General features: G+C 60.7%; 32 protein-coding genes. 8 read left to right on the forward strand and 24 right to left on the reverse strand.

All coding sequences use genetic code 11. The features are described 5' to 3' along the window. The 24 genes from ACNAZA_RS18935 to ACNAZA_RS19050 form a co-directional block, all read right to left on the reverse strand. On the reverse strand, positions 1-1,270 hold a 1,270-nt coding region (locus ACNAZA_RS18935; protein ID WP_415798074.1), incomplete at its 3' end, for a hypothetical protein. A 14-nt stretch (positions 1,271-1,284) separates the two neighbouring features. Continuing rightward, entirely contained in the window at positions 1,285-2,058 is a 774-nt protein-coding gene (locus ACNAZA_RS18940; RefSeq protein ID WP_415798075.1) for a hypothetical protein, read from the reverse strand. A gap of 12 nt (positions 2,059-2,070) precedes the next feature. After that, entirely contained in the window at positions 2,071-2,874 is an 804-nt protein-coding gene (locus ACNAZA_RS18945) for a phage tail tube protein (protein ID WP_415798076.1), read from the reverse strand. A gap of 17 nt (positions 2,875-2,891) precedes the next feature. Then, the gene (locus ACNAZA_RS18950) at positions 2,892-3,347 is read right to left on the reverse strand and encodes a phage tail terminator protein (protein WP_415798077.1); all 456 of its coding nucleotides are present in this window, start codon (positions 3,345-3,347) and stop codon (positions 2,892-2,894) included. Then, positions 3,347-3,841 (reverse strand): gp436 family protein, encoded by a 495-nt coding sequence (locus ACNAZA_RS18955; protein ID WP_415798078.1) that lies wholly within the window; start codon positions 3,839-3,841, stop codon positions 3,347-3,349. The genes ACNAZA_RS18950 and ACNAZA_RS18955 overlap by 1 nt, the downstream gene beginning before the upstream one ends. 20 nt (positions 3,842-3,861) lie before the next feature. Further along, positions 3,862-4,254 (reverse strand): DUF2190 domain-containing protein, encoded by a 393-nt coding sequence (locus ACNAZA_RS18960; RefSeq protein ID WP_415798079.1) that lies wholly within the window; start codon positions 4,252-4,254, stop codon positions 3,862-3,864. A 99-nt stretch (positions 4,255-4,353) separates the two neighbouring features. Beyond that, a complete protein-coding gene (locus ACNAZA_RS18965) occupies positions 4,354-4,890 on the reverse strand; it encodes a hypothetical protein (RefSeq protein WP_415798080.1) in 537 nt (178 codons plus the stop codon). A 12-nt stretch (positions 4,891-4,902) separates the two neighbouring features. Next, entirely contained in the window at positions 4,903-5,859 is a 957-nt protein-coding gene (locus tag ACNAZA_RS18970) for a major capsid protein (RefSeq protein WP_059440649.1), read from the reverse strand. Positions 5,860-5,890: 31 nt separating this feature from the next. Then, positions 5,891-6,913 carry a hypothetical protein gene (locus ACNAZA_RS18975; RefSeq protein WP_415798081.1) on the reverse strand — a complete coding sequence of 341 codons (1,023 nt, stop codon included), beginning with the start codon at positions 6,911-6,913 and terminating at the stop codon, positions 5,891-5,893. A gap of 111 nt (positions 6,914-7,024) precedes the next feature. Beyond that, a complete protein-coding gene (locus tag ACNAZA_RS18980) occupies positions 7,025-7,453 on the reverse strand; it encodes a Mor transcription activator family protein (protein ID WP_087084200.1) in 429 nt (142 codons plus the stop codon). Positions 7,454-7,455: 2 nt separating this feature from the next. Continuing rightward, complete coding sequence (locus ACNAZA_RS18985) at positions 7,456-7,878, reverse strand: regulatory protein GemA (RefSeq protein ID WP_415798082.1); 423 nt, start codon at positions 7,876-7,878, stop codon at positions 7,456-7,458. A gap of 326 nt (positions 7,879-8,204) precedes the next feature. Continuing rightward, complete coding sequence (locus ACNAZA_RS18990) at positions 8,205-9,191, reverse strand: recombination-associated protein RdgC (RefSeq protein ID WP_415798083.1); 987 nt, start codon at positions 9,189-9,191, stop codon at positions 8,205-8,207. Then, a complete protein-coding gene (locus tag ACNAZA_RS18995) occupies positions 9,188-9,385 on the reverse strand; it encodes a hypothetical protein (protein WP_415798084.1) in 198 nt (65 codons plus the stop codon). The genes ACNAZA_RS18990 and ACNAZA_RS18995 overlap by 4 nt, the downstream gene beginning before the upstream one ends. Then, entirely contained in the window at positions 9,382-9,786 is a 405-nt protein-coding gene (locus tag ACNAZA_RS19000; protein WP_415798085.1) for a DUF2528 family protein, read from the reverse strand. Before ACNAZA_RS19000 ends, ACNAZA_RS18995 begins: the two co-directional genes overlap by 4 nt. Then, positions 9,783-10,217, reverse strand: coding sequence for a hypothetical protein (locus ACNAZA_RS19005; RefSeq protein ID WP_415798086.1), 435 nt, complete (start codon positions 10,215-10,217; stop codon positions 9,783-9,785). Before ACNAZA_RS19005 ends, ACNAZA_RS19000 begins: the two co-directional genes overlap by 4 nt. Beyond that, the gene (locus tag ACNAZA_RS19010; RefSeq protein ID WP_415798087.1) at positions 10,214-10,831 is read right to left on the reverse strand and encodes a DUF3164 family protein; all 618 of its coding nucleotides are present in this window, start codon (positions 10,829-10,831) and stop codon (positions 10,214-10,216) included. The genes ACNAZA_RS19005 and ACNAZA_RS19010 overlap by 4 nt, the downstream gene beginning before the upstream one ends. A 30-nt stretch (positions 10,832-10,861) precedes the next feature. Beyond that, on the reverse strand, positions 10,862-11,095 hold the full coding sequence (locus ACNAZA_RS19015; RefSeq protein ID WP_415798088.1) for a hypothetical protein: 234 nt from the start codon (positions 11,093-11,095) through the stop codon (positions 10,862-10,864). Between the two features lie 96 nt (positions 11,096-11,191). Beyond that, positions 11,192-11,359 (reverse strand): hypothetical protein, encoded by a 168-nt coding sequence (locus ACNAZA_RS19020; RefSeq protein ID WP_415798089.1) that lies wholly within the window; start codon positions 11,357-11,359, stop codon positions 11,192-11,194. Next, complete coding sequence (locus ACNAZA_RS19025) at positions 11,359-11,529, reverse strand: hypothetical protein (RefSeq protein WP_176391677.1); 171 nt, start codon at positions 11,527-11,529, stop codon at positions 11,359-11,361. Before ACNAZA_RS19025 ends, ACNAZA_RS19020 begins: the two co-directional genes overlap by 1 nt. 12 nt (positions 11,530-11,541) lie before the next feature. Beyond that, positions 11,542-12,732 (reverse strand): ExeA family protein, encoded by a 1,191-nt coding sequence (locus ACNAZA_RS19030; protein ID WP_087084193.1) that lies wholly within the window; start codon positions 12,730-12,732, stop codon positions 11,542-11,544. Continuing rightward, positions 12,729-14,534 (reverse strand): hypothetical protein, encoded by a 1,806-nt coding sequence (locus ACNAZA_RS19035; RefSeq protein ID WP_415798090.1) that lies wholly within the window; start codon positions 14,532-14,534, stop codon positions 12,729-12,731. The genes ACNAZA_RS19030 and ACNAZA_RS19035 overlap by 4 nt, the downstream gene beginning before the upstream one ends. 9 nt (positions 14,535-14,543) lie before the next feature. Beyond that, a complete protein-coding gene (locus ACNAZA_RS19040) occupies positions 14,544-15,533 on the reverse strand; it encodes a hypothetical protein (protein WP_415798091.1) in 990 nt (329 codons plus the stop codon). 26 nt (positions 15,534-15,559) lie between these two features. Further along, the gene (locus tag ACNAZA_RS19045) at positions 15,560-15,868 is read right to left on the reverse strand and encodes an IclR family transcriptional regulator (protein WP_140401060.1); all 309 of its coding nucleotides are present in this window, start codon (positions 15,866-15,868) and stop codon (positions 15,560-15,562) included. Positions 15,869-15,895: 27 nt separating this feature from the next. Beyond that, positions 15,896-16,099 (reverse strand): helix-turn-helix domain-containing protein, encoded by a 204-nt coding sequence (locus ACNAZA_RS19050; protein ID WP_087084191.1) that lies wholly within the window; start codon positions 16,097-16,099, stop codon positions 15,896-15,898. 103 nt (positions 16,100-16,202) lie between these two features. Here ACNAZA_RS19050 and ACNAZA_RS19055 point away from each other — a divergent pair, with 103 nt between their 5' ends. From ACNAZA_RS19055 to ACNAZA_RS19090, 8 genes are all read left to right on the forward strand, one after another. Then, positions 16,203-16,658 (forward strand): helix-turn-helix domain-containing protein, encoded by a 456-nt coding sequence (locus tag ACNAZA_RS19055; RefSeq protein WP_415798092.1) that lies wholly within the window; start codon positions 16,203-16,205, stop codon positions 16,656-16,658. A gap of 32 nt (positions 16,659-16,690) precedes the next feature. Beyond that, positions 16,691-17,170 carry a hypothetical protein gene (locus ACNAZA_RS19060; RefSeq protein WP_415798093.1) on the forward strand — a complete coding sequence of 160 codons (480 nt, stop codon included), beginning with the start codon at positions 16,691-16,693 and terminating at the stop codon, positions 17,168-17,170. Between the two features lie 16 nt (positions 17,171-17,186). Next, positions 17,187-17,573 carry a hypothetical protein gene (locus tag ACNAZA_RS19065; RefSeq protein WP_415798094.1) on the forward strand — a complete coding sequence of 129 codons (387 nt, stop codon included), beginning with the start codon at positions 17,187-17,189 and terminating at the stop codon, positions 17,571-17,573. Between the two features lie 38 nt (positions 17,574-17,611). Then, positions 17,612-18,142, forward strand: a complete 531-nt coding sequence (locus ACNAZA_RS19070; protein ID WP_415798095.1) for a hypothetical protein — start codon at positions 17,612-17,614, stop codon at positions 18,140-18,142. 99 nt (positions 18,143-18,241) lie between these two features. Continuing rightward, the gene (locus ACNAZA_RS19075) at positions 18,242-18,784 is read left to right on the forward strand and encodes a lysozyme (protein WP_415798096.1); all 543 of its coding nucleotides are present in this window, start codon (positions 18,242-18,244) and stop codon (positions 18,782-18,784) included. A gap of 217 nt (positions 18,785-19,001) precedes the next feature. Continuing rightward, positions 19,002-19,547 carry a DUF2514 family protein gene (locus tag ACNAZA_RS19080; protein WP_415798097.1) on the forward strand — a complete coding sequence of 182 codons (546 nt, stop codon included), beginning with the start codon at positions 19,002-19,004 and terminating at the stop codon, positions 19,545-19,547. Then, positions 19,537-19,887, forward strand: coding sequence for a hypothetical protein (locus tag ACNAZA_RS19085; RefSeq protein ID WP_087084186.1), 351 nt, complete (start codon positions 19,537-19,539; stop codon positions 19,885-19,887). The genes ACNAZA_RS19080 and ACNAZA_RS19085 overlap by 11 nt, the downstream gene beginning before the upstream one ends. Next, the gene (locus ACNAZA_RS19090) at positions 19,877-20,185 is read left to right on the forward strand and encodes a hypothetical protein (RefSeq protein ID WP_087084185.1); all 309 of its coding nucleotides are present in this window, start codon (positions 19,877-19,879) and stop codon (positions 20,183-20,185) included. The genes ACNAZA_RS19085 and ACNAZA_RS19090 overlap by 11 nt, the downstream gene beginning before the upstream one ends. Positions 20,186-20,187: the final 2 nt, after the last annotated feature.

Here is a 20,187-nt window from a genome sequence, read left to right on the forward strand (position 1 = left end):
AGCCGTTGTAAACAAAGCCAGTTTTAGCCGTGAAAACAGGTGCTCCTATGGCCACGGCATAGCTGCCCGGCGCTGCCCAGTTCTGGCGTGCAGCCTGATCGCTGTGTGCCGCAAACACATACAGGCCACGGGAGCGGGCCAGGATGCCATCTCGGCGAAGCGCCGAGTACAGACGACGATAGGCCGTAGTCCAAACTCCCCCTGGATCAGACCCCATCCCGGTCATCAGAGTCGCAAAATCCGTCTCCCAATTGGGGTTTGGCTCGTTCAGCGGCACAGCAAAAGCACCGGATAGCTGCGCTTCGCTGTCGGCAATCGCATAGATGGGCGTGCTCGGGATCAGGTCTGTATCGAGTGCCGCACCAGGCTCCAGCACAAGCAAGCCGGCATCATTCATAGATACCGGCGGTGCACCAAAAGCGATGCCGACACGCGCATCGGAGCTGCGGTTGAGCACCTGCAGGCGCTGGATGGATCCACTCGCCACAAGTGTGGATGCGGCGACATTGGCAGTATGAGCGAGAGCGTAGGCAGTCATTTGGATGTCCTGAGATAGCGATTCAAGTTTTTGGATACGGCCGAGCAGCAGAGCGATTGCCTGTTGGTGTAGTTGGATGGTCAGCTCGGCAAACTGGGCGCGTGCATCGGCGACCTCGTCAACGAGCATCTGAATCTTTGTGCGCTCACCTGCGCTCAGGACCTTGTGCGATTCGGTCTCTTGGATGTCATCGGCTTTACCAGAAAAGGCCAATGCCGCTAGGTCTCGACGCTCGACGAACTGCAGCAGGGAATAAATCCAAGCATTGCCACTGCGTACATACATACCGTTGACATGGTTCAAATCGGTATCAGCAGGGTCATTTGTGACGATTCCGACTGTCCCATTTGGCGCTGCATCAGCGAGCAGTTCACTCTTGAGTAAATATGCTTTCCAGTTGTGTGGAACCACAACCTCCCAAAGCGCCCCTGTGTTGATATAAGTAGTGCGGCTACTCAGCTCGATAGCAACAAGCCCCGTGCGAGCGGGGTAAAGTTCCCATGTTCCGGCGTTAAAGACTGCATAGCTACCGTCCCTAAAAATTTGCCCTGCACCTTGGTTGGCCGGTACCGGCAGTGCAGCTGTTGACAGCACTGGGCTTGCAAGCGTGTACAGCGCAATGTGGTCATCAATCAGGCGCAGATTGGCTTCCATCCCATTGGGAATAGCAAACGGATCTTCCGTAGGCGCGAAACCCGCCCAGATTCCTCTGGCTAGCTGGTTCTTGGACATGCCGTTATCTCTTCTCAGTTTGTTATGTATGCCGCGCGTGCCAGGTCAAACCAGGCGGCCGGGCGGTCTTGACGGGGTACGGGACGCAATTGCAGGGTGAGACGGATGCTGCTGGCCGATTGCTCCAGCAAGGTCAGCCCTCCATCGAGCACAGTGCGGCAGCGGTAGCACTGCAGGCGCACGGGCTTGCGGTCGGTCAAGTTGATGCCGGCGTATGCCAGGCCGATCTCCATGTCGCCACCGCTGCCGGCGTCCAGCTGCTCTGCACTGTTTTCGGCTGTGCTGGTGATGCGCACAGTCGCCCCCTGGGGCGCTGCAATGCCCTGTAGCAGCTCGATCCCCCAGTCGGCCCGGCGCCACTGCACACCTTCAGTCCATGCAGACCAGGACGGCACGGCCAGGACGGCTTGACGGCAGTCCACCTGGTGCGGTGTCCACAACATTGCGCCAGCGGGCAGCAAAAGGCCGGAGACATCGACCGTGGTGGTGATGGGAGCGCTGGCCGTGGCCAGGCGCTGCGCGTTGAGAGCCATGGCCAGATTGGCCGCGCCATGACCGTAGAGCTGGACAGACACAGACACGCCGTTGATCACGGCATTGCTGCGCCCGTCCCAGGGGCTTGTGCGTAGCCGGCGCACGTCGGGAGTTACGACCAGGCCAGAGGCATTGCCCAGGCGGCGGCCTGGTGGCATGCCCGTGGCCCAGTCCCGCATGGCCGGACCGGCATACAGCATGCCTCGACCCAGATAATGCGGGTTGTACTCCTGTTCGTACTGGCCCAGATACATTGCGTTCGTCCGTCAGATCTTCAGCGTGCCGTACTGGCTGAAGGGGTTGGACAGGGTGCCCATCGGGCGCGTTGCATCGCGCTCGACGGTGCCGGTCAGCTCAAGCTGAGCCAGGTTGTCGCCGATGACGTTCACGGACGCGGCCGGGCCAAAGACCACTTTGTAGAGGTCGAAGTGGATAGGCTGAACGGGGCTTTCGGCCACGTTGTAGCCGTCGAAATGCAGCGCCACAGGCTTGGGCGGCTGGGAGTACAGCTGAATCAGGCGCTGCTCGCGTCGCGTGTAGCTGACTGTGATGTTGGGCTGGCCTTTGCCCTGTGCCACTGTTGGCGCGGGGATGGTGGTGCCTTCGACCAACTTGATGGAGCCTGCCGGCGTGATCTCGTAGTCCGCGCCAACGTCATAGGTCGTTAGGCCATCTGCGCTTTTGACCACGATAGCCACGGTGTCATCGGCCAGGTGGTCAAGGGGCTCCACGGTACCAGGCCAAATGACATGCTCTTCACTGGCGACGGCCGCTGTTGCGACCTCCACATCATCACCGCTGCCGCCTGTGGCGATGGACCAGTTGCGCGGCGAGTGGCAGCGCAACTGCAGCGCGACGGTAACGGCGTCGATCTCGCGGAAGGCACAGGCGGTACCGCCGCCAGGCGAGGTGTAGTCCTTGATGTTTTCCGTGGTCTCGGTCGCGTTGAGCACAAAGCTGGGCGCGTTGCCGACAGGAATGAAGCCTGCAGTGCGCGCCAGGCGGGCCAGGTAATCGACCAGGCTGATTTCACCCCGGCCCTTGAAGCAGCAGAATTTACGTTCAGCCATTTCTCTCTCCTAAAAAACTAGCAATGGATGCTGCTGACGGTGAACAGCAGCGGGTAATAGGCAAACTTGGCCGGGCTGTAGAAAGGCCTCGGCGGTGTGGACATCACCAGGGGGCTGTTGCATTGCGGCGGCGTGTAGCCATGCAAGGCCTTGATGAGTTCGCCCAGGTACGGGCCTGCTTCCTGGTCGAGGGCCGCAGCCTCGCGTTGGCTGGCCACATTGCCGATGGCCAGGACGACCAACCAGCGGTGGCTCAGCTGCAGCGAGTACTCGTCCGAGCCAGGCAGGACGGCAAAGCCGTCGTAAACGACATAGACAGCAGGCGTGACCTGCATTTCCTCGGCCACGGCCGCCAGCTCCTTGCGGGTGCCCACCAGTCGGGCCCAGCCGCTGCCATCGGCCGGCTGCGTCTTTGCCTTGAGGCGGTCGACGATGCCGGTCTGAGCGTCGAGAAAATTCCAGGTCGTTTGCATCAGCCGAACCCCCGCAGGGTGTCGTCTGTCACAGCGCGTGGGCTGAAATCGAAATGCACGTCAGTGCCTTGCTGGGCGTCGGCCGCCACCAGCGCGCCAGGCGATCCGCCCCAGGGGCAGGACAACATGGACTTGCCCATGGCGATGGCATCCAGCTCGGCAATGACCGCCTTGTAGCGGCGGTACACCTCGTTTTCGGGGGCCAGGTCGTCGTGCAGGTAGTAGCGCGCCACATCACAGGCCATTCGCACCAGGACGGGCGGCATGGCGTATTCCACGGGCTGGCCGGGGATCAGGGGCTTGCGGCAACCCTGCAGCGGCAGGCGGTAGACCTGGCCCACATAGCCGTCGATGAAAGACGAGGCGTCTTCCAGCTTCAGCCCGACACGGGCTTCGTCGATGGTGCTGGGCGGTATGTTGTCCACGTCAGTGAGCTGGATCAGCTCCAGGGCACCAAAGCGGGCAACCATGTCGGCGACGGTGGCGTAGCTCATGCGATTGGCCTGCCGTCAGATCAAGGCGTTGCAGGGTGAACGTGGCGCTGGATCTGGACCTCGATGATGTGGCCTTCGGTACCGGCACCCAGGGCGCGGCCGCAGTTGTCATCGGAGTCGCCCAGCGCGGCCTTGCCGCTGCCGTCGGCCGCAGGTTTGACCGGATCGCCGAAGGCGATGGTCTGGCCTGCTGCGACTTCCACCAGGCCGGAATAGCTGGTGATGGCCGAAAAGGCGTAGCCCACAGCGGCTCCGTACTCGCTGGTGCCCTGAGAGTCATTCACGCCGCCTGCGCTGGTTGCGTGCTGGCCGTTGTAGCCGACAAATCGGTATTTCTCGATGATGGCCGTGGCCACAATGGTGACCGCGTGCTGCTTGTCAAACTGGCGGCCGGGGTTGTTCTGAGATGCCATGGTTTCGCTCCAGGTCGATGTGAAAGGGTTTCCTACTGGCCCAACCCGGCCAGGTGCTCATGACCTGGACCGGGGGCAGCTTCTCTCTCGGGGTGGTTGTCAGTTGCGCTTCGGGGCGCCCTTGCCCGTACCCTTGGGCTGCTCCGTGGGAGCGGCTGCGGGTGCCGGCGTGGGAGCGGAAGCTGTAGATGTGTCGGGCGCGGGTGCTGCGGACTCGCCAGCGTTGCTGCTGTCCTGGGCTCCCTGACCATCGCCAGCATTGCTGCTGCCCTGATCACCTTGGCCGCCGTCAGCAGCGCCATTGCCACCGGCGCCATCAATCAAGCCAGCGGTCTGGCCGGTGCCGTCAGTGCTGGCGACGAGCCCGGCTGGAGGCTCGGTGGACCCACGCTTTTGCAGGACAGCCTGGCGCTCGCGCTCGAATTCGCGTTGCGCGTGCTCAGCACGCATGGCGTCGTACTGGTCGCTGGCTTCTTCACGGTCCGTGTCGGCCAGCGCCTTCATCTTCAGCAGCTCGCGCTCGTCGTGGTCGCTCAGGCCCGTCACTTCTGCACCGGGCTTGAACTCTTTGCGCACCGTTTTGCCGTCAGCACCCACGGTGCTGGCCACGATGAGGATCTTTGCGATCAAAGTCATGGTGGCGGCTCCTTAGTTCGGGTTCAGGAACAGGAAGCCGGCATCGGGGTAAGCGATGTTGGGCGCGCGCTCGAAGGTGCCGCCATAGATCCAGCTCTTTTGCGTTTCGCGGTACACGGGCGTCTCGCTGAAGGGATGGCCTTCGATGACGTTGGTAAAGCCGAAAGCGGGCTCTGCCAGGCTGAATTCGCCGGAGGCCGGGATGTCGGGCGCGTAAGCCAGCACGGCCGCGTTGCCCCACACGTCATGACCTTCGTCGTCTTCATCCGTATAGGAGGCATCGCCTACAACGATCTCCTTGACCTTCAGGATCGTCTTGAGCTGCTCCAGAGTCGCCGGGCCCATCTGCGTGGAGGGCAGGTAGCTCTTGACCTCGGCATTGGAGATCAGAGCGGTTTCTGCATCAGCCGAGAGCATCAGCTTGTTGGGGCGACGGCCAATCTTCTTGCGGATCACGTTGGAAGCCGCCAGGATGTCTGTCACAGGCGTACCAGTGGTCGCCGACCACTTCTCAGCACCAGCCAGGGCCTTGGAATGGCCGGGCGCAAAGCTGCTGGGGTCGGTGGCAAATTCGGCCGCCTCGATCTCGTAGTCCAGGTTCAGGACATCGCGCGCCGTGGTCATGGCCACGGTGGAGATGCCGATGTTGGGCGCGAGATTGAGCTTGCGGGCCTCGTCGGATTCGCGGATCAGCTCGCGGGGGATGGGGACTTCTACCGCGTGCTGCTTGACGGTGTAGAGCTTGCCCTCGAAGTTGATGGTGATCTGCTTGGTCGCTGTACCAGGCGCGCGGCGCAGGTTGTAGCGGCGGCGAGCGGCGTCGCCCATCTTGGCAATAGTCACCGTGCTCAGCGACTGAGGCAGTCGGGGGAACAGGCGGTCTGCCACCATAGTGCCCTGGCCACGGCCGAGCAGCAGGTTGGTGAGGACCGGATTGGCTTTGAGACGGATTTCGTCGAGCGTCATCATGTTGTGGTTTCCTTCTGGGAAGTTGGGGGAATCAGCCCTCGAACGACACAACCTTGCTCACCGCCTCGGCGTAGCTCACGTTGTGCTTGTTGGCATAGGCCTTGGCGGCCTTGTCGATATCGGCGTCGCTTTTGCCCTTGGCGCTGCCTCGCTCGCCTTCGGGCAATTGGCCACCGCCGTGCTCGCTGAAATCGACCGATGGCTTGCTGCCGGCGATCAGCTCCTGCAGCCAGGCAGAGGGGCTGACCTTGCGTTTGGTGTCGCCTTCGGAAAACTCCACCGGCTCGGCCTCGGCCAGGCGGTCCAACGTGGCGACAGCCATGTCTTTGTCCTTGGGCATCAAGCGGCCGGCCTTGACTTGGCTTTCCGCGAACGAGACGTTGGCGGTGTGGCGGTCACGCTTCTGCTGCTCGGAAAACTGAGCCAGCTGGGCGCGTGCCTGGTCGCGTTCGGCGACAGCCGTGGCGGTCTTTTGGGCTTCCTCGGCAGCCTTGCGCTCGGCTTCTTCCTTGGCTTTGCGCTCGGCTTCGATTCGTTCGGCATCGGTCATGGATGGGTGCTCCTGGTTGGGGGTGGGTTGCTCAGAAAAAAAGATGAGTCCGAACTCGGTGTCGTTTCCGCCTTCGGCGAACTTGGGATCACGCAGGCCTTTGACGGCTGGAGGCTGGGCGCCCAGGAAGCCAACGTGACGCAGGTAATAGACGCCGGGCTTTGGATTGGCCGGGTCTTCGGGGTGGTAGAAGGCTGCGCTGCGTTTTTTGACGCGACCTGCGCCGTAGTACTCGGCGAACGAGGGGTCGATCTGCTGATGGCTGGACTTGAGCGTCCCGCCTTCGGCCGACAGCTTGGTGACCCAACCCCAGGCGGGGTGGTCGTCTTCGGGATGGCCAATGACCAGGGGTGCTTCGTGGACGGCGGGGTCGTAGGCAGCGGCCGTGGCCGTGACATCGGCCTCGGTGATCACATAGACCTGGCCGTTGGTGGCCGTGCGGGCCCCGGCTTGGAAGATCTCCAGGCCATCAGGAAATTGCGAGGGGGTGGTTTTGTTGCCCATGTCCCGCATGGTCTTGCGGACGGGGCTTGCGCTATAAGTAAAGCGCTTTACTAAATTTCGCCAGGCATTGCACCGGGCGATGGGCTGGCGCGTTGCGCGCCGCCCTTGGGGTCAGTCCAAACCGGGCAGTTGCTGCTGACGGCTTAAAAACATCTCTCGCTGGTAGGTGTCCACGATCTGGCGAACACGCATTGGAGTGAGATCGTACTCGTCGGCCAGCTCATCGTAGTTGCCTCGAAACTTTGCGCACATTTCTCGGTCGCGGGCGCTGAGCTGCATTGCCAGGCCGCGCGACAGGTAGATGGTACGGCCACCTTTTTCACGAGCCAAGTGCTGCAGTTGCACCACCGACATATTGGCAAAGGCCTGCAGCTTCTGCGTCCAGGCCTGGTCTGGCTTGGCCTGACCGACGCGCCCGTCCATCAGTGCGAGCGCCTCAAACAGACAGTGAGCAACATCGCGCATTTCGTCGGTCATACCAGGCGGCAGGACAGTGGTGAGCACAACGGCCTCGGCGGCGGTCAGAAAAGTGCGAGCCATGGTTATTCCCTTTCTCCCCAGGATTTCAGACCTTCGATCAACGTGTCGAGCTGGGCGCCATTGGCAAAACGCAGCGCGGCGGCACCTACCGTGCGCTGCACCCAGGCATTGAGCGATGCAGCACTGTTGTCGCGCAGCTTCCCGTCGCGGTACAGCTGGTTCCACAGTGCCCAGACTTTGCGCTCCTTGGGGCTGGCGGACTGCTTGGACTGTGCGAATGTGTTGCGGCGGCTGCGTGTGGATTTGGCCAGACCGAGCTTGACCGCCAGCTGCTGCATGTGGTCACGCACAGCTTCCTGCTGTACAGGCGTCATGTCTTTGCTGCTGGACTTGCCCGTCAGGTTCATCAGCAACGCGCGATAGTCGTCATCCGAGAGCTGCAGCTTGCTCTTGAGTGTGTGGATTGCGGCAATGTTGTTGGTCATAGGAAGGATTGAGCAGGAGATGGGCGAAAGAGTCGGAGAGGCGGACTTGCGGCGGGAGTGGGGTTTTACGACGGGATGCTGGTGGGCGTATCAGCTCTGCGTAACAGGCTTTGCAGTAGCAGTGCAGCCCGTACTTCCCGCGTGAATCGCTGTAGAAAAATTCCAGGTCTGCGGGCCAGTCTTCGTCGCAGTGGTTGCAGTGCTTTTCCAGTTCTGACGGCATGTTTTGATTTCCGGGCATTTGAGGGGCTCACAGCCTTTGCTGCGGCATCCCCCTGGATTTTTCTTTTGGAACGTTTTTGAACGGGTTTCCGGGCCTCGTGGCGCTAGAACGGAGCGCCATCCGGTTCTGTATCTGCAGGAGCAGCGGCGGGGCCAGTTGTCGTCGCCTGTTTGGGCAGTGAGGCGGGCAGCTCGCCGAGGCCGGTGCGGCCCTCGCCGCCCAGGGCCTCGATCAGGTCCGGGAGCATGCGAGACAACTCGCCCGTGGAGATGGCCACATCGGTATCGAAGCCCCCGTCGTCTTGGGACTGTCCGTCCATAACCGCATCCAGCAGCGTGATGCCATGCAGCTGCAGGTTGTCGGTGAGCACAAAGCTCACGCGGTCGTCCCAGGTCATGGCCAACTTGGTCGGCAGCTTGCCGTGCTCGATGTGCTCGCGTACCTCGTCGATATCGAGAGGATGGCGCGCATAACGCACCACAGCCTTGGACTCGTCGGCAGCGACCAGCTCGCACTGGCGATCAATCGAGAATCCAGCGGGCGGCTCCTGCGTGACCAGCCAATGGGCCATGGCGGCTTGCGGGCTGGTCTGGGTATCGACCAGGGCCAGCGCAAAGCCCGGCAGGCCTTCAACCAGGAGCGACACGATTTCATCGGCACGACCTTGGGCGCTGGTATCGAGCAACAGCAAGCGGGCCTGGGGGTCAATCCAGACCCACATCGCGCCCTGTTTGGTGAATGCCATGGGCAGCAGATCCAGCTTGGCCTCGTCCTTGAGTTCGCGCTTTTCTTTCTTGCCAGGCTTGCGGCCCTCGGTCTTTTCGATGTGCTCGGCCTTCTCGTTGACCTTGCGGTTGAGCACGCTGGCGGGAATCAGCTTGGCTTCGTTCATAAAGCGCAACATCCACTGACCTGCGACCGATTCGGCCAGCAGGCCATGCTGCTCGCCACGAGGTGGCACCCAGCCGACCGAGCGCTCCTGGGTTGCGCCACACTCGGCAAACGGGGTCTTTTGCAGAGCAGCCTCCAAGGCCTGCAGGTCAGGCGTCCATGTTGGAGCAATGCGGTAGGCGATGGCGTTTTTGATCATTTCTGGTTTCCTTCCTTCGCGGCCGGCTTGGTCGTTTCAGGTACCCATTGCTGCACACACTTCTCGGTGCGAGGCAGCTTCTGATCGCACTCTTCACGCCCCTGGTCACGGATGGCAATCGCCACTCCGGTGATAAAAAGCATGCCGAGCAGCGCGCCAACGGTCACGCCGAAACCGAAATTTGAATGGCTCATGCCGCACTCCCTTCAATGGCTTCCAGCTCGACATCGTCAAAGCCGACGCTATCGGCATCAACATGGATGACAGAGATGCCCAGCTCCTCTGCCTTGGGCCAGCCTTCGCTAAAGCTATCAACGACGTCCTGGGCCGTGCGGAGGCCAACCACAGAGGACTGTTTGGAAAAGCTCCAGCCGCCTTGTTCCATTGCGAGGGAAATAGTCCGTGCACCGAACATACGGATGACGACTCGCACCACGTCCTGGTCCTCTTGCCGAAGGCGGTAACTGGCATCGCTCCAGAAATCATTGATCTCCTTTGCCAGCTCGGGCGTCAAGAGGTCATGGTCAACCTGTAGGGTGACCTCGGCATCGTTAAACCAGGACGCCTTCACTGTGTACGTTTTGAGATTGCTCATTTGACCTCCTTGGAGAACGTCACGCCGTCGCGCGGCTTGCGCTTGTTGATCTGCTTCAGCCAGCGGTCAAGAGCCTCAAGCCCCGCGAACTGATTGGCGGCCTCTGGCACGCCTGGCACCAGCAGCTTTCCTTTGTTTTCGCCGTATCCGTGACGCGCATGCACGCCTACTTCACCTTTGATGGCGTACTGTGGTCCGCGTGCGATCTCGATTGCGTCTGAGCTGGGCAGCTCATTGCCGATTTCAATGAGGCCTGATGCCCAGCACCAGGCAACTTGCGGCGTCATGTCGTAGAAGCTGCGAGCGCCACATTTGGGGCAAGTGGATTCAGTGGCATCGGCCCATCTTTTGCTCGGCATATCGACACGCTCAGCAGCCGTGTGTTGATTGCGACAGCGGCAGCATTTCATTGGAGTGTTGATGATGTTCATAAGGCCGCCATGTCCAGGTTGATGGCGTCATAGCTGCCCGAAGCGTTGCGCTTGTAGAAGCGGATATAGGGCTTGGTGCTGGCCACGGTGATGCTGTCGCTGATGGCCTGCATGGCCAGGAGCCAGTCTTCGTCCTTGATGTCAATCTTGCGCAGGCCCAGCACACGGCCGGTGTTGATTTTTCCTTCCTTGTCGGTCTGGAACGCATGGGTGACCAGAGCCTTGATGTTGTCATCGGAGTCCTTGGCCCAACGGATGACGCAGCGGTCGATCAGCTCCTTCGCGGCCTGCAGCTGCTCGCCGAAGGTAAGGTGATCGGCCATTTGGCGCACGATCTTGTATTCGCCGTCATAGGTGGGCAACGTGACGTTCCCCTTGTCGCCTCCGGTTTTGACGCCGTATTTCTCCATGCTGGTCGTGACCAGTGCAGCCACGTCCTGCATGGAGTCGAGCTTGAACTTGCTCAGGCCTTGGGAGCGCTCTTCGGCCATCTTGCAGAGATCACGCACGACCTGGTCGCGCAGCTTGTCGATATCGGTCACGCGGGATTCGGGCACGAGATCGCCACGGGCGTTCTTCCAGTAGCCGGGAGGGATGGTGTTTTCAGTGGTCATGATTTGGTGCTCTTTCAGTTGGCTTTGGTTTCAGCAGCTCAGGCCACGGCTCTCGACGCGCTGAAAGTCATGTGCGCCGGGGCGTGTGGGTGTGGATGCGGCGGGCTCCCAAACGGGGGCGCGCATGCGGTCATAGCGGGCGGGCTCCACCACGCCTTCGGGGCGTTGGGGTGCAGTGGCGACCGCGCGCTTGCGAGCCTTGGTGCGGCGGCTATCGCCGGGCAGGCCGGGGTACTGGCGAGGGGTGAGGTTGAGCTTTTGCATCTCAGTAGCCCTCCATAGCGGTCATGGTTCCGGCAAGACCCAAGGCGGCGCCAATCACCACACCGGACAGAAAAATCAGGATTCCAATTCCGATGCTCATAGCGGCCAGACTCCAAAGTTGTATTTGATGTAGCCCAGGGCCATGGCACCTGCTGCACCGACTCCGAAGATGCAGCAGGCGATCAGCAGTACCAGGGCGAAGCGCTCGAAGCGGCTGGGCGCGCGTTGATGGCACTCCATTTCGATAGGGATATGGCGGCGCATCAGACGGGCTCCTTCTTGCAGGCCTGCATGGGCGTGATGTGGATGCTGCTGGCCGTCGGCCATTTCTGGTTCGCGTATGCGAAGGCATCCGTCATGTTGAGAAAATCCAGAATCACCACGCTGGGCTTGCGCCCAGCGCATTGGGTGACCGTGATGCAGTAGGTGTGCATGTCGAACCTCCATCACATTGCGGCAATGACGTCACGATTGACCACGGGGGCGCCGATCTCTGCAGCTGCGTTGAGTGCAGCCACCATCCAGTTGTTGACGTTGAGCGGGTACAGCAGGCTGACGTGGTCCTTGCCTGCGTTCACCGTGAGGCGGCTGCGCAGCTCGTCGACGCCATCCACGGTGATCAGCTCGTCCAGCTTGCGGTTGCAGGCCTCGGCGCGAACCTTGAGATAACCAGCCAGGTCGGAGCCCAGGGGGCGCAGGCGAACGATCTCGGTGCGCTGCATCACTTCGCGCACGTCGTGGCGATTGAGCTTGTCTTCCAGCTCGGGGTGGCCCATGAGCAGGATGCCCAGCATGGGGCGGCGGCCCAGGCGCATCTTTTCGTGCAGGCGCTTCAGATGGTTGAGCGTGGGGATGGGCAGCGCGTGGGCCTCCTCGATCACCAGCAGATGGCTGCGGCCCGAGGTGGTGGACTCTTCCAGCAAGGACTGCACCTGGCGCGAGCGCTTTTCTTTGCCGCGCGCCACCGTGGCCTTGGCGTTCAGGGTGTAGATGATGGCGGCGTGGATATCCGCCGAGCGCATCGTCTCGCCCTTGTTGTCGGTGTCCTCCATACCCTCGACGCTGGGCTCGACGAGCACCACAGGCTTGTGCTGGCGGGTGATCTTTTCCTTCAGATCGCCCAGCAGCGTGGACTTGCCTGCGCCGGACTCGCCAATGACGGCCACCATGCGGCCGCCCAGCGCTGCCTGCCAAGCAGCCTCCTGCACAAAGCGAATCTCGCCGTTGACGAACATTTCTTCGTCGCGGGTGACTTCGGAGGCAAAGGGGTCTGTGAACAGGCTAAAGGCCTTGCGGGCGTTTTCAGTCAGGGATTGCTTGGGTAGTAGCATTACATCCTCCTCGGGGTTCTTGAGTGGTTTCGGTTCTTCGGGGACGGCCTCGGTCGCTCCAACGACCGGGGCCAACTTTTTGGACAAGGGCGGCAGCGCCGCCTCGGCCTGGTCTTGGGTGGCGCCACGCCTGACCAGGAATGCCCAAATACGGTTGCGCAGTGCGCGTGCGTCGAACTTGGGCCAGATGCCCTGGTTCACGATGCGATTCAGGCCGGCCGCGCTGATGCGGCACTCGCGGCTGATGGCCCGCTGGCTCAGACCCAGGGTCTGGGACAGCTCTGCAAAGATGGTTTGAGTGCTCATCGGGTGCCTCCCACAGCACGCAGGCCGGTGGTGCCTGGTGTGGTGTTCTGCTGATCGCGGCGGGCCGAGATCATCTGTTTGACAACGTCCTCGGGCACGCCTGCAGCGCCATAGCGCTCGGTGAGCCAGGCATAGGTGCCAGCGTCGTAAAGCTCGCCCAAGGCCTGCTTGATGCGCTTGCAGGCCTCTGCTACGGACAGACGTGCGGCCTCCACGCTCGGCGCTGCAGCTTCATGGGCAGTGCCAGGGCGCTGCATGTAGGTGGGCAGGCTGGCGGCCTTGGCCTTGATATCGGCCAGGGGGTCGAACTGGCCCAGATATGGAGCAACCTTGTCGCGCTGGGCTGCTTCCACCTCGGCGGCTGTCGCGGCCTTGCCGTCCTTGGCGTAGGCCTGCGCATCGACCGCCTGGCGCAGCTGCTGCGCCGGGGTGGTTGGCATGGACTTGAATTCCTTGCCAGCCACGGGAGCCGATGCGTCGTAGCCCATGAAGCCCTTGGCCGTGGGCTCCACCTGGTGCCAGACGATCTCGCCGGTTTCGCGGTCTGTCACGCCCACACGCACATTGGGTGCGTCAAAGGGGTTGACCGTCACGAACACCTTGTCGCCCGCCGACAGACCAGGCACATAGCGCAGGTCATAGTCCTGGCTGCCCTGGCCCTTGAGGGCGTATGTGACGCGCATGTCACTGGTGACCGTGCGAGTCTTCGCCATGCTGGCGGGCAGCGCGCGCATGATCTCCATCGATGGAGCCAAGCGCAGATGCTGGGAGCCGATGGTGGCCCAGGCCGCATACCGGGTCATGCCGTGGCGGCTGTGCTTTCGCGTGCCGTTGTATGCATGCATCCACAACTCGGCCAGGGCATTGAGCCGTGCCACGGTGATGCTTTCGGGGTCGAGGAAGCGCAGGCGGGATTCCAGGCCCCGTTCGACCAGGTTCTGCGCGTTCTCGACCAGACCAGTCGCCCGGCTGTTGCGAGGCTTGTGGTGCTGCAGGTCAATCTCCATAGCGCGGCAGAAGTTGGCGAACGGCCCGGACTTGAACGCGCTGCCCTGGTCGGTATAGAGCATGTAGGGCACGCCGTGGAAAGGCATGGGTTGCCCTCCGACATCCTGCCGCTGTGTCATCAGCCACATCAGGAAGTCGAGCGCGTTCTCGGTGGTTTCGCCGCCCAGGTAAAAGCGCGTGCCGATAGCGCCGCTCGCGTGCTCGGCCCCCACATAGCGCACCAGCAGGTCGTTCATGACCCGTGTGTAGTTGTGCAGCTTGTTCTTGTAGTGCACGCCGTCTTCCTCCAGCAGCACCAGCTCGCCCTTGGGCGTCTTGTAGAGCACGCACACCGAGGCATCGATCTGCCACATCGCATTGATGTGCTCAGTGCGCATGCGGGTGGACGGCGCCGGGCGGCTGATCTGCTCGGGATGCATGCCGCGCTCACGCAGCAGACGGTTCACATGACTGGCGGTCAGGCGTGTGTCGAGCTTGCCCCCATCGAACAGCATGTCGATGGCGTCCTGGCAGGACAGCATCCATTTGCCTGCGCGGCGGTCATGCGTCATCGTGCCGCTGATGAGCAGCAGATCGGAGTCGCTGATCGCAGACTGGCCCGCATCGCTGCGGCGCTTGCGGCTCTCACTCAGGCCCAAATCGCGCGAGGCCTTGGAGATCAAGGTGGTAGTACGCTGCACCGAGAGGTTCAGCACATTGGCAGCTCGCTGCACGATGGCGCCCGTCTGGCCCCATGGAGCCTCGGCGCATTCACGCGCTGCCTGGTTGATGACTTCCATGCGGATGGCATCCATGGCGTGGCCTTATTGCTCTGCCGCGCCACGTTCGGCCTGGCGCTTTTCCATAGCGGCCAAGGCCTCGGGCGACATCCAGGACGGCTGCAAGCGCTCTTCCAGGTCAACCGAGATGTTGAACTCGGCAGCGATATCGACCAGTTGCTGGCAAAGGTATTCCACGCCCTGACGAGCGGCCAACTGGATGGCATCGCGCTCGCTGCCAATGATTGCGGCATCGGCTGCAGTGAAAAGGCGGCGCAAGCCATACAGGGATGCAGCCGTGGCTTCTTGGATTTCATTCAGTAGCAGCTCTTCATCAGCCGTGCGCGCCTCGCTGCCTGGGCGTGGCTTGAAAACTCGGGCGGTCTTTTCTTCGAGGCTGGTGATGCGCTCGCTGTTGCTGGCCAGGACGCGGTCCTTGGCTTCGATGGTTTCCTGCTGCTCCTGCACCTGGGCGCTCAAGGCCTCTTTTTCCTTGGCATGCTTGGCGATGATTTCCTCGGCCAGCTCGACAAAGCTCTCCTTGTCGCCGGCCTGGGCCACTTCAATCAGGGCCAGCTTCTGGTCTTCGGGCAGCTTGCGGTACTGGCGCAGCTCGCGGTAGCCGATGCCCATGCGCTGCATGGAATCCAGGGCTTCCTCACCAAACGAATGCAAGTTGGCAATGTCTTGGTTGGCCTTTTCGTCGGAGATGCCGAGTAGCCCGCAGAATTCGACCCAGGTGCCCTTCAACTCCAAACCGTTTGGAGCCACCATTCCGCTAAGTTGTTGATATAGCTTGTTCTCCTTCACAAAGGCCAGCTTTGAGACTCCAAACGTTTGGAGCAGGTTACCTGCAGCTTGGAAGGCTTGGGCTTGACCCAAGAGCTGATTGAGCAGGTCCCGGCCCTGTCCGTAGTTCTTCTGCAGAGCGGCCATCTGGTCGGCCGCCGCCACCGCGCTGCTAATGGCTTCGTGATCGGCGTTTGCAGCCACGGGGGCTGCTGCTGCGAGGGTTTTGCGTCCTGCTTGTGTCATTTCGACTCCTTGAGATGGGTTTCGTGTCAGGTGCGGCTGAAGCGCTGCACGACGTCATTGATGTTTTGCTGGCCTGCCTGGATGCCTGCCGCGTGCTTTAGGGAGATCTGCACGACGTGGGGGCTCAGGCGCCAGCGTTCCTGGTCGGGTGTGCGCTCAGCCCAGCCTGCTGTGCGCAGGTTGTCTAGGTCTCGGGTGATCACCGTCCCCGAACAGTTCAGGGCGCGGGCGATTGCTGTAGGGGCTAGGCCTTGCAGTTCATGCCCAGCAAGCAGGTCAATGAGCTGCAGCAGGCGCTGCTGGGCAGCGTTTGTGTAATCAGTAGTTCGTGTCATATTCACGCGAAATAGTGTGAAAATGCGTTAATCGTTTACGGGCAGGCCCAGCTTGATGCGGACCTCTCGGCCCTCACCGAAATTGCCGTGGCGCAGGCCTCGCACCACGTCAGAAACAGTGCGGTAGCTGAAACCATGCATGGAGGCGAAGGCCTTGAGCGTTAAGCCTTGCTCTGTACGCAGACGGTGTTTGATCTGGTTAGCGGTTGGTTGCGTGGTGGATTGAGTCATCAGCTCGTCCCTTTCTCATTTCGCAGTTATTCCGTGTGTGTCGCTGTTGATGTAGGTGATTCTAGTGTCCATTTGGACACCCAGCAACAAGAAATGTGCTCATATGGACATTGGAAATAGATTGCGCGAAGAGCGGGAGCGCCTGGGGATGACCCAGGAGGTATTTGGCGGCGTAGGAGGCGTGCTCAAACGGGCACTGATTCGCTATGAAACTGGGGAGAGAGTCCCCGATGCGAGCTTCCTGGCTGGGGTAGCTTCAGCAGGTGCTGACGTCCTGTACATCATCACGGGACAACGCACACCAAAGCCGCCAGAGCAGGACGACACACCAGACCCAGCAGAGCAAGTGCTCTTGAATAGCTATCGCAGCTGCACACCAGAAGCGCGCGTCAACCTCATCCAGACAGCTGCACTGCTATCTGCTGGCCTGGGCGCGAGCACGCCAACGAAGGCCTCACACACAGCAAGCAATGTGCGTGTTGGCGATCAAACAAGCACGCACGATGGATCGGTTCAAGTGGGCTATGCAGGTGGCAATGTCCGCGTAAAAAAATCCTGAACGAAGCGCGATGAATTGAGGGGACAAGACAGATGTGGAAGGTGATTTTGAGCCTGCTACGCCGTTGGGGGCTGGTAGGTCGTAAGCCTGACGTTGGGCAGACAACAATTTCGACCAATGATTGCGAATTGGGTCCAGAGGTACCAAATCAGTCCATAGACGCGGGATCAGGGAACCTACAAGTAGGCATTGCGCATGGAGATGTGGTGAGCCATGTCAATCACCACACCCAGCACATCAGCCACATCACAATCATCCAGGCCCCTTCAGGCCCTCCGTCCCCCGTAGATCCAATCAAGCCAACATCGTCAGAGCAATCTGCTGTTCTGCGCCGGATGGATCAACTACGCAGCAGGATTACCGTGCTCAATTTCATGGAGCGAGAGTTCGGTACAAGAATGGTGATTCACCTTAGGCCGGACCAACTCAATCGAGTTCATCTCTACCTGGATGCCGTCATGCGCAATCCAGAGGCAATCAAGAGCGAGCGTCAAACTAAGAAGCGGGCCTAAAGGGAGCGGGGAAACCATGACAATTAATTCGATGCAGTCTGCTATTTCTGCTTTGGTTGCAGCTGTTGCCTTAACTGCTTGCGGGTCTGCCGATGAAAATTTCATCTGGACAGCTGAAAAGAACATCGCACGAAAACTAAAAGACCCAGATTCCGCAAAGTTCGGGAAGACTTTTATTGTGCGCAAGCCTGCCGATTCCAGTGGCATTTCTGAGGTCGCCGCGTGCGGAACTATCGACGGAAAAAATAGCTTTGGGGCCTATACAGGCGGCACTCGCTTTGTAGTCAGAGGGCTGCAAGGTAATGACCTACTCGACATCTCCATCATGGAATTGGATGACCCCACAGAAAGCAAACCTACGACTTTTGAGAAGGTTTATTGGAATGCCTATTGCTTGAAGTAGTCGCAAGCCCATATGGATTTATTAGGGAGACAAACTGCATGAGTGATGTTGTCTGGGTTGCGCTTATCAGTGCTGGCGGCGTGATTGTGGCTTCTCTTATGACACAGCTATTGGTGATGCGAAACGCTGCAAAGCAGGCTGAGCGTGCAATGCAGCAGGAGGCACTGCAATGGCAGCGAAATGAGGCCATCAGATTGCAGAAGGAGGCCGAGAAAAACCTCCAGGATTTCTGGCGAGCGATTGTTGAAACTCAAGATCGCCTACTTGACGGCATCAATTCCAAGCCTAAGTTGGACAAGTTTTCTGAGGGGGCAATATCGACTGCTGCGACGCGGGCATATGCCATCGCGCTGGTGATGATCCCAAACTTGCGAGCGATAGCGCACGATTACTGCGTGGCTTGCGCAACGGTAGATACAGCAATTCACGATGACAAGAAGCACGACGCTGGAAAGTTGGTTCCTGAATGGCGCAAAGCCTTTAACCTGGTAGAAGCAGCAGTGATTCAAGAGGCGACACTTCTCGGTCGACGAAGCACCGAGAATTTGACGCCGATATCCAATAAGTAAAGCGCTTTACTCAACTCAAAATCGACCTGCGCGGCATTCTGCCGTGCATGAAATCCCCAACACCACACACCACAGTCCCTCTGGCGCAAGGGGGGCTGTATGGCACTTGATATTCGAGTCGGCATTGTTGGCCTTGTGCTTTCAGCGGCCGGCCTGGTCTACATAGCCCAGCGTGAGGGCTACCGCGAAGACGCGTATCCAGATCCGGCCCTTGGCACCAAGGTGCCGACCATCGGCTATGGGACAACTGGTGGCGTCAAGATGGGCGACAAGATAACGCCCGACCGCGCACTGGTTCGGCTTCGTGCTGATGCCAATGAAAAAGAGATAGCCCTTCGGCGCTGCCTCGGCGACATCAAGCTGCTCCAGCGCGAATGGGATGCTTACGTGGGCCTGGCCTACAACACAGGCGTCACGCCGGTCTGCTTCAACAACGACCGCACGGGCCCCAGCACCATCAAGCAGCGCCTCCAGGCCGAGAACTATGCCGGAGCCTGTGAAGCCATCTTGCTTTACGACCGCGCCGGCCCAGTCAACAAGCCGAGCGACCGGTGTAGCCATCCTGACAACCGCACCTGCAGGGGCGTCTGGAAAGACCGCAAGGCGCTGCGTGCAATGTGCCTTGGGGAGCCCATGCCATGAAATTCCCCTGCAACTGCATCGTTGCCGCGCTGGTGGCCAGGGTACTGCACCCAGCTCAAACACGCATTTCCTTTGTGCGCACGCGGGCGGGCCGTTGGCATTGCATCTGGGTGCGCGCTGGCCACCGTTATGAGTTCTATGCACCCGGTCGGAGCAAGCTGCCGTACTGGCGCAACCTGGTCTATTTGGGCTGCGTGCGACAGATAGGGGGCACGCTATGAAAGCCGTGCTCATTGTGATTGCAACACTTGCTGCAGTGCTTGGCCTGCGTGCCTGGAATGGCCATCTAGTAGCCCAAGGCGACGCCCAGGGTGCCGCACGCGTGCAGCAAGCCTGGGACCAGGCCGATGACAAACGTAAGGCCACAGAGTCTCAGCAACGCGCAGAGGCCGAACTCGCGCAGCGCGAGGCCGAGACGGCCAAACAAAAAGAAACCGAAAGGATCGCCCATGAACAGGCTCAACGTGAGCAGGCTTCGCGCGCTGCTCTTGACACTGCCACTTCTCGCAATCGCAGCTTGCTCACCACTATCGCCCAGCTCAACGCAAATGCAGCCGCTGCAAAGCTGTCCGGCCTCGGCCCGCAATCCTGCTCCACCGCCGACGTTGATGGAGCCACCGCCGCCCGCAATGCACTCGGAGAGTGCAGCAGCAGATACACAGCGCTGGGAGGCGTCGCTGACAAGCTCTCCGGCCAGGTAACTGGCCTGCAGGACTACATCCGTTTCGTGTCCACGCAAAAGGAGCTGGCCGATGGTTATTGAGATGACGCTGGCCAACGTGATCACAGTTGCGGCCTTGTTTATTGCTTCGCTGTGGGCACTGGTGAAGGTGATCAGCGGTCAACAGGAGCGCCGACTTTCGGATCGGTTCGATGAGCTGGGCCGGTCGATGCAAACCATCGTCAAGGCCCAGGAGAACAACGCCAGTGCCACGCAGGAGCTGGAGAGAGAGCTGATGAAGTGGAAGGCGGATCTACCGCTGCAGTACGTGCGGCGCGACGACTACATCCGCAACCAGACAGTGATTGAAGCCAAGCTGGACGCCATGGCATCCATGCTCGGTACCGCGCCAAAGAGAGGAAACCAGAATCATGCAGATTGATCACGCAAAGGTACGCCGCGAATCCATGCGCTGGCTGATTTTGCTCACGCTCAACAATGCCCGGCCGATGGGTGCGCAGGAAGGTCCGATCTTGTCGGTGGCCCAGTCCCTGTATCCCGATGCCAGCCCGCTGGAGCTGCGCCGCGAGTTGGACTACCTGCATGACCGCGAGCTGGTCAAGGTGGACCGTGCGCCCAATGGTGTTTGGCATGCCGAGCTGACCCGGTACGGCGTCGATGTGGCCGAGTACACCGTGGACTGCGAGCCTGGCATCGCTCGCCCTCAGAAGTACTGGTAAGC

This window comes from Comamonas aquatilis (genome assembly GCF_965139575.1).
In the GTDB taxonomy this organism is placed as follows: domain Bacteria; phylum Pseudomonadota; class Gammaproteobacteria; order Burkholderiales; family Burkholderiaceae_C; genus Comamonas; species Comamonas aquatilis.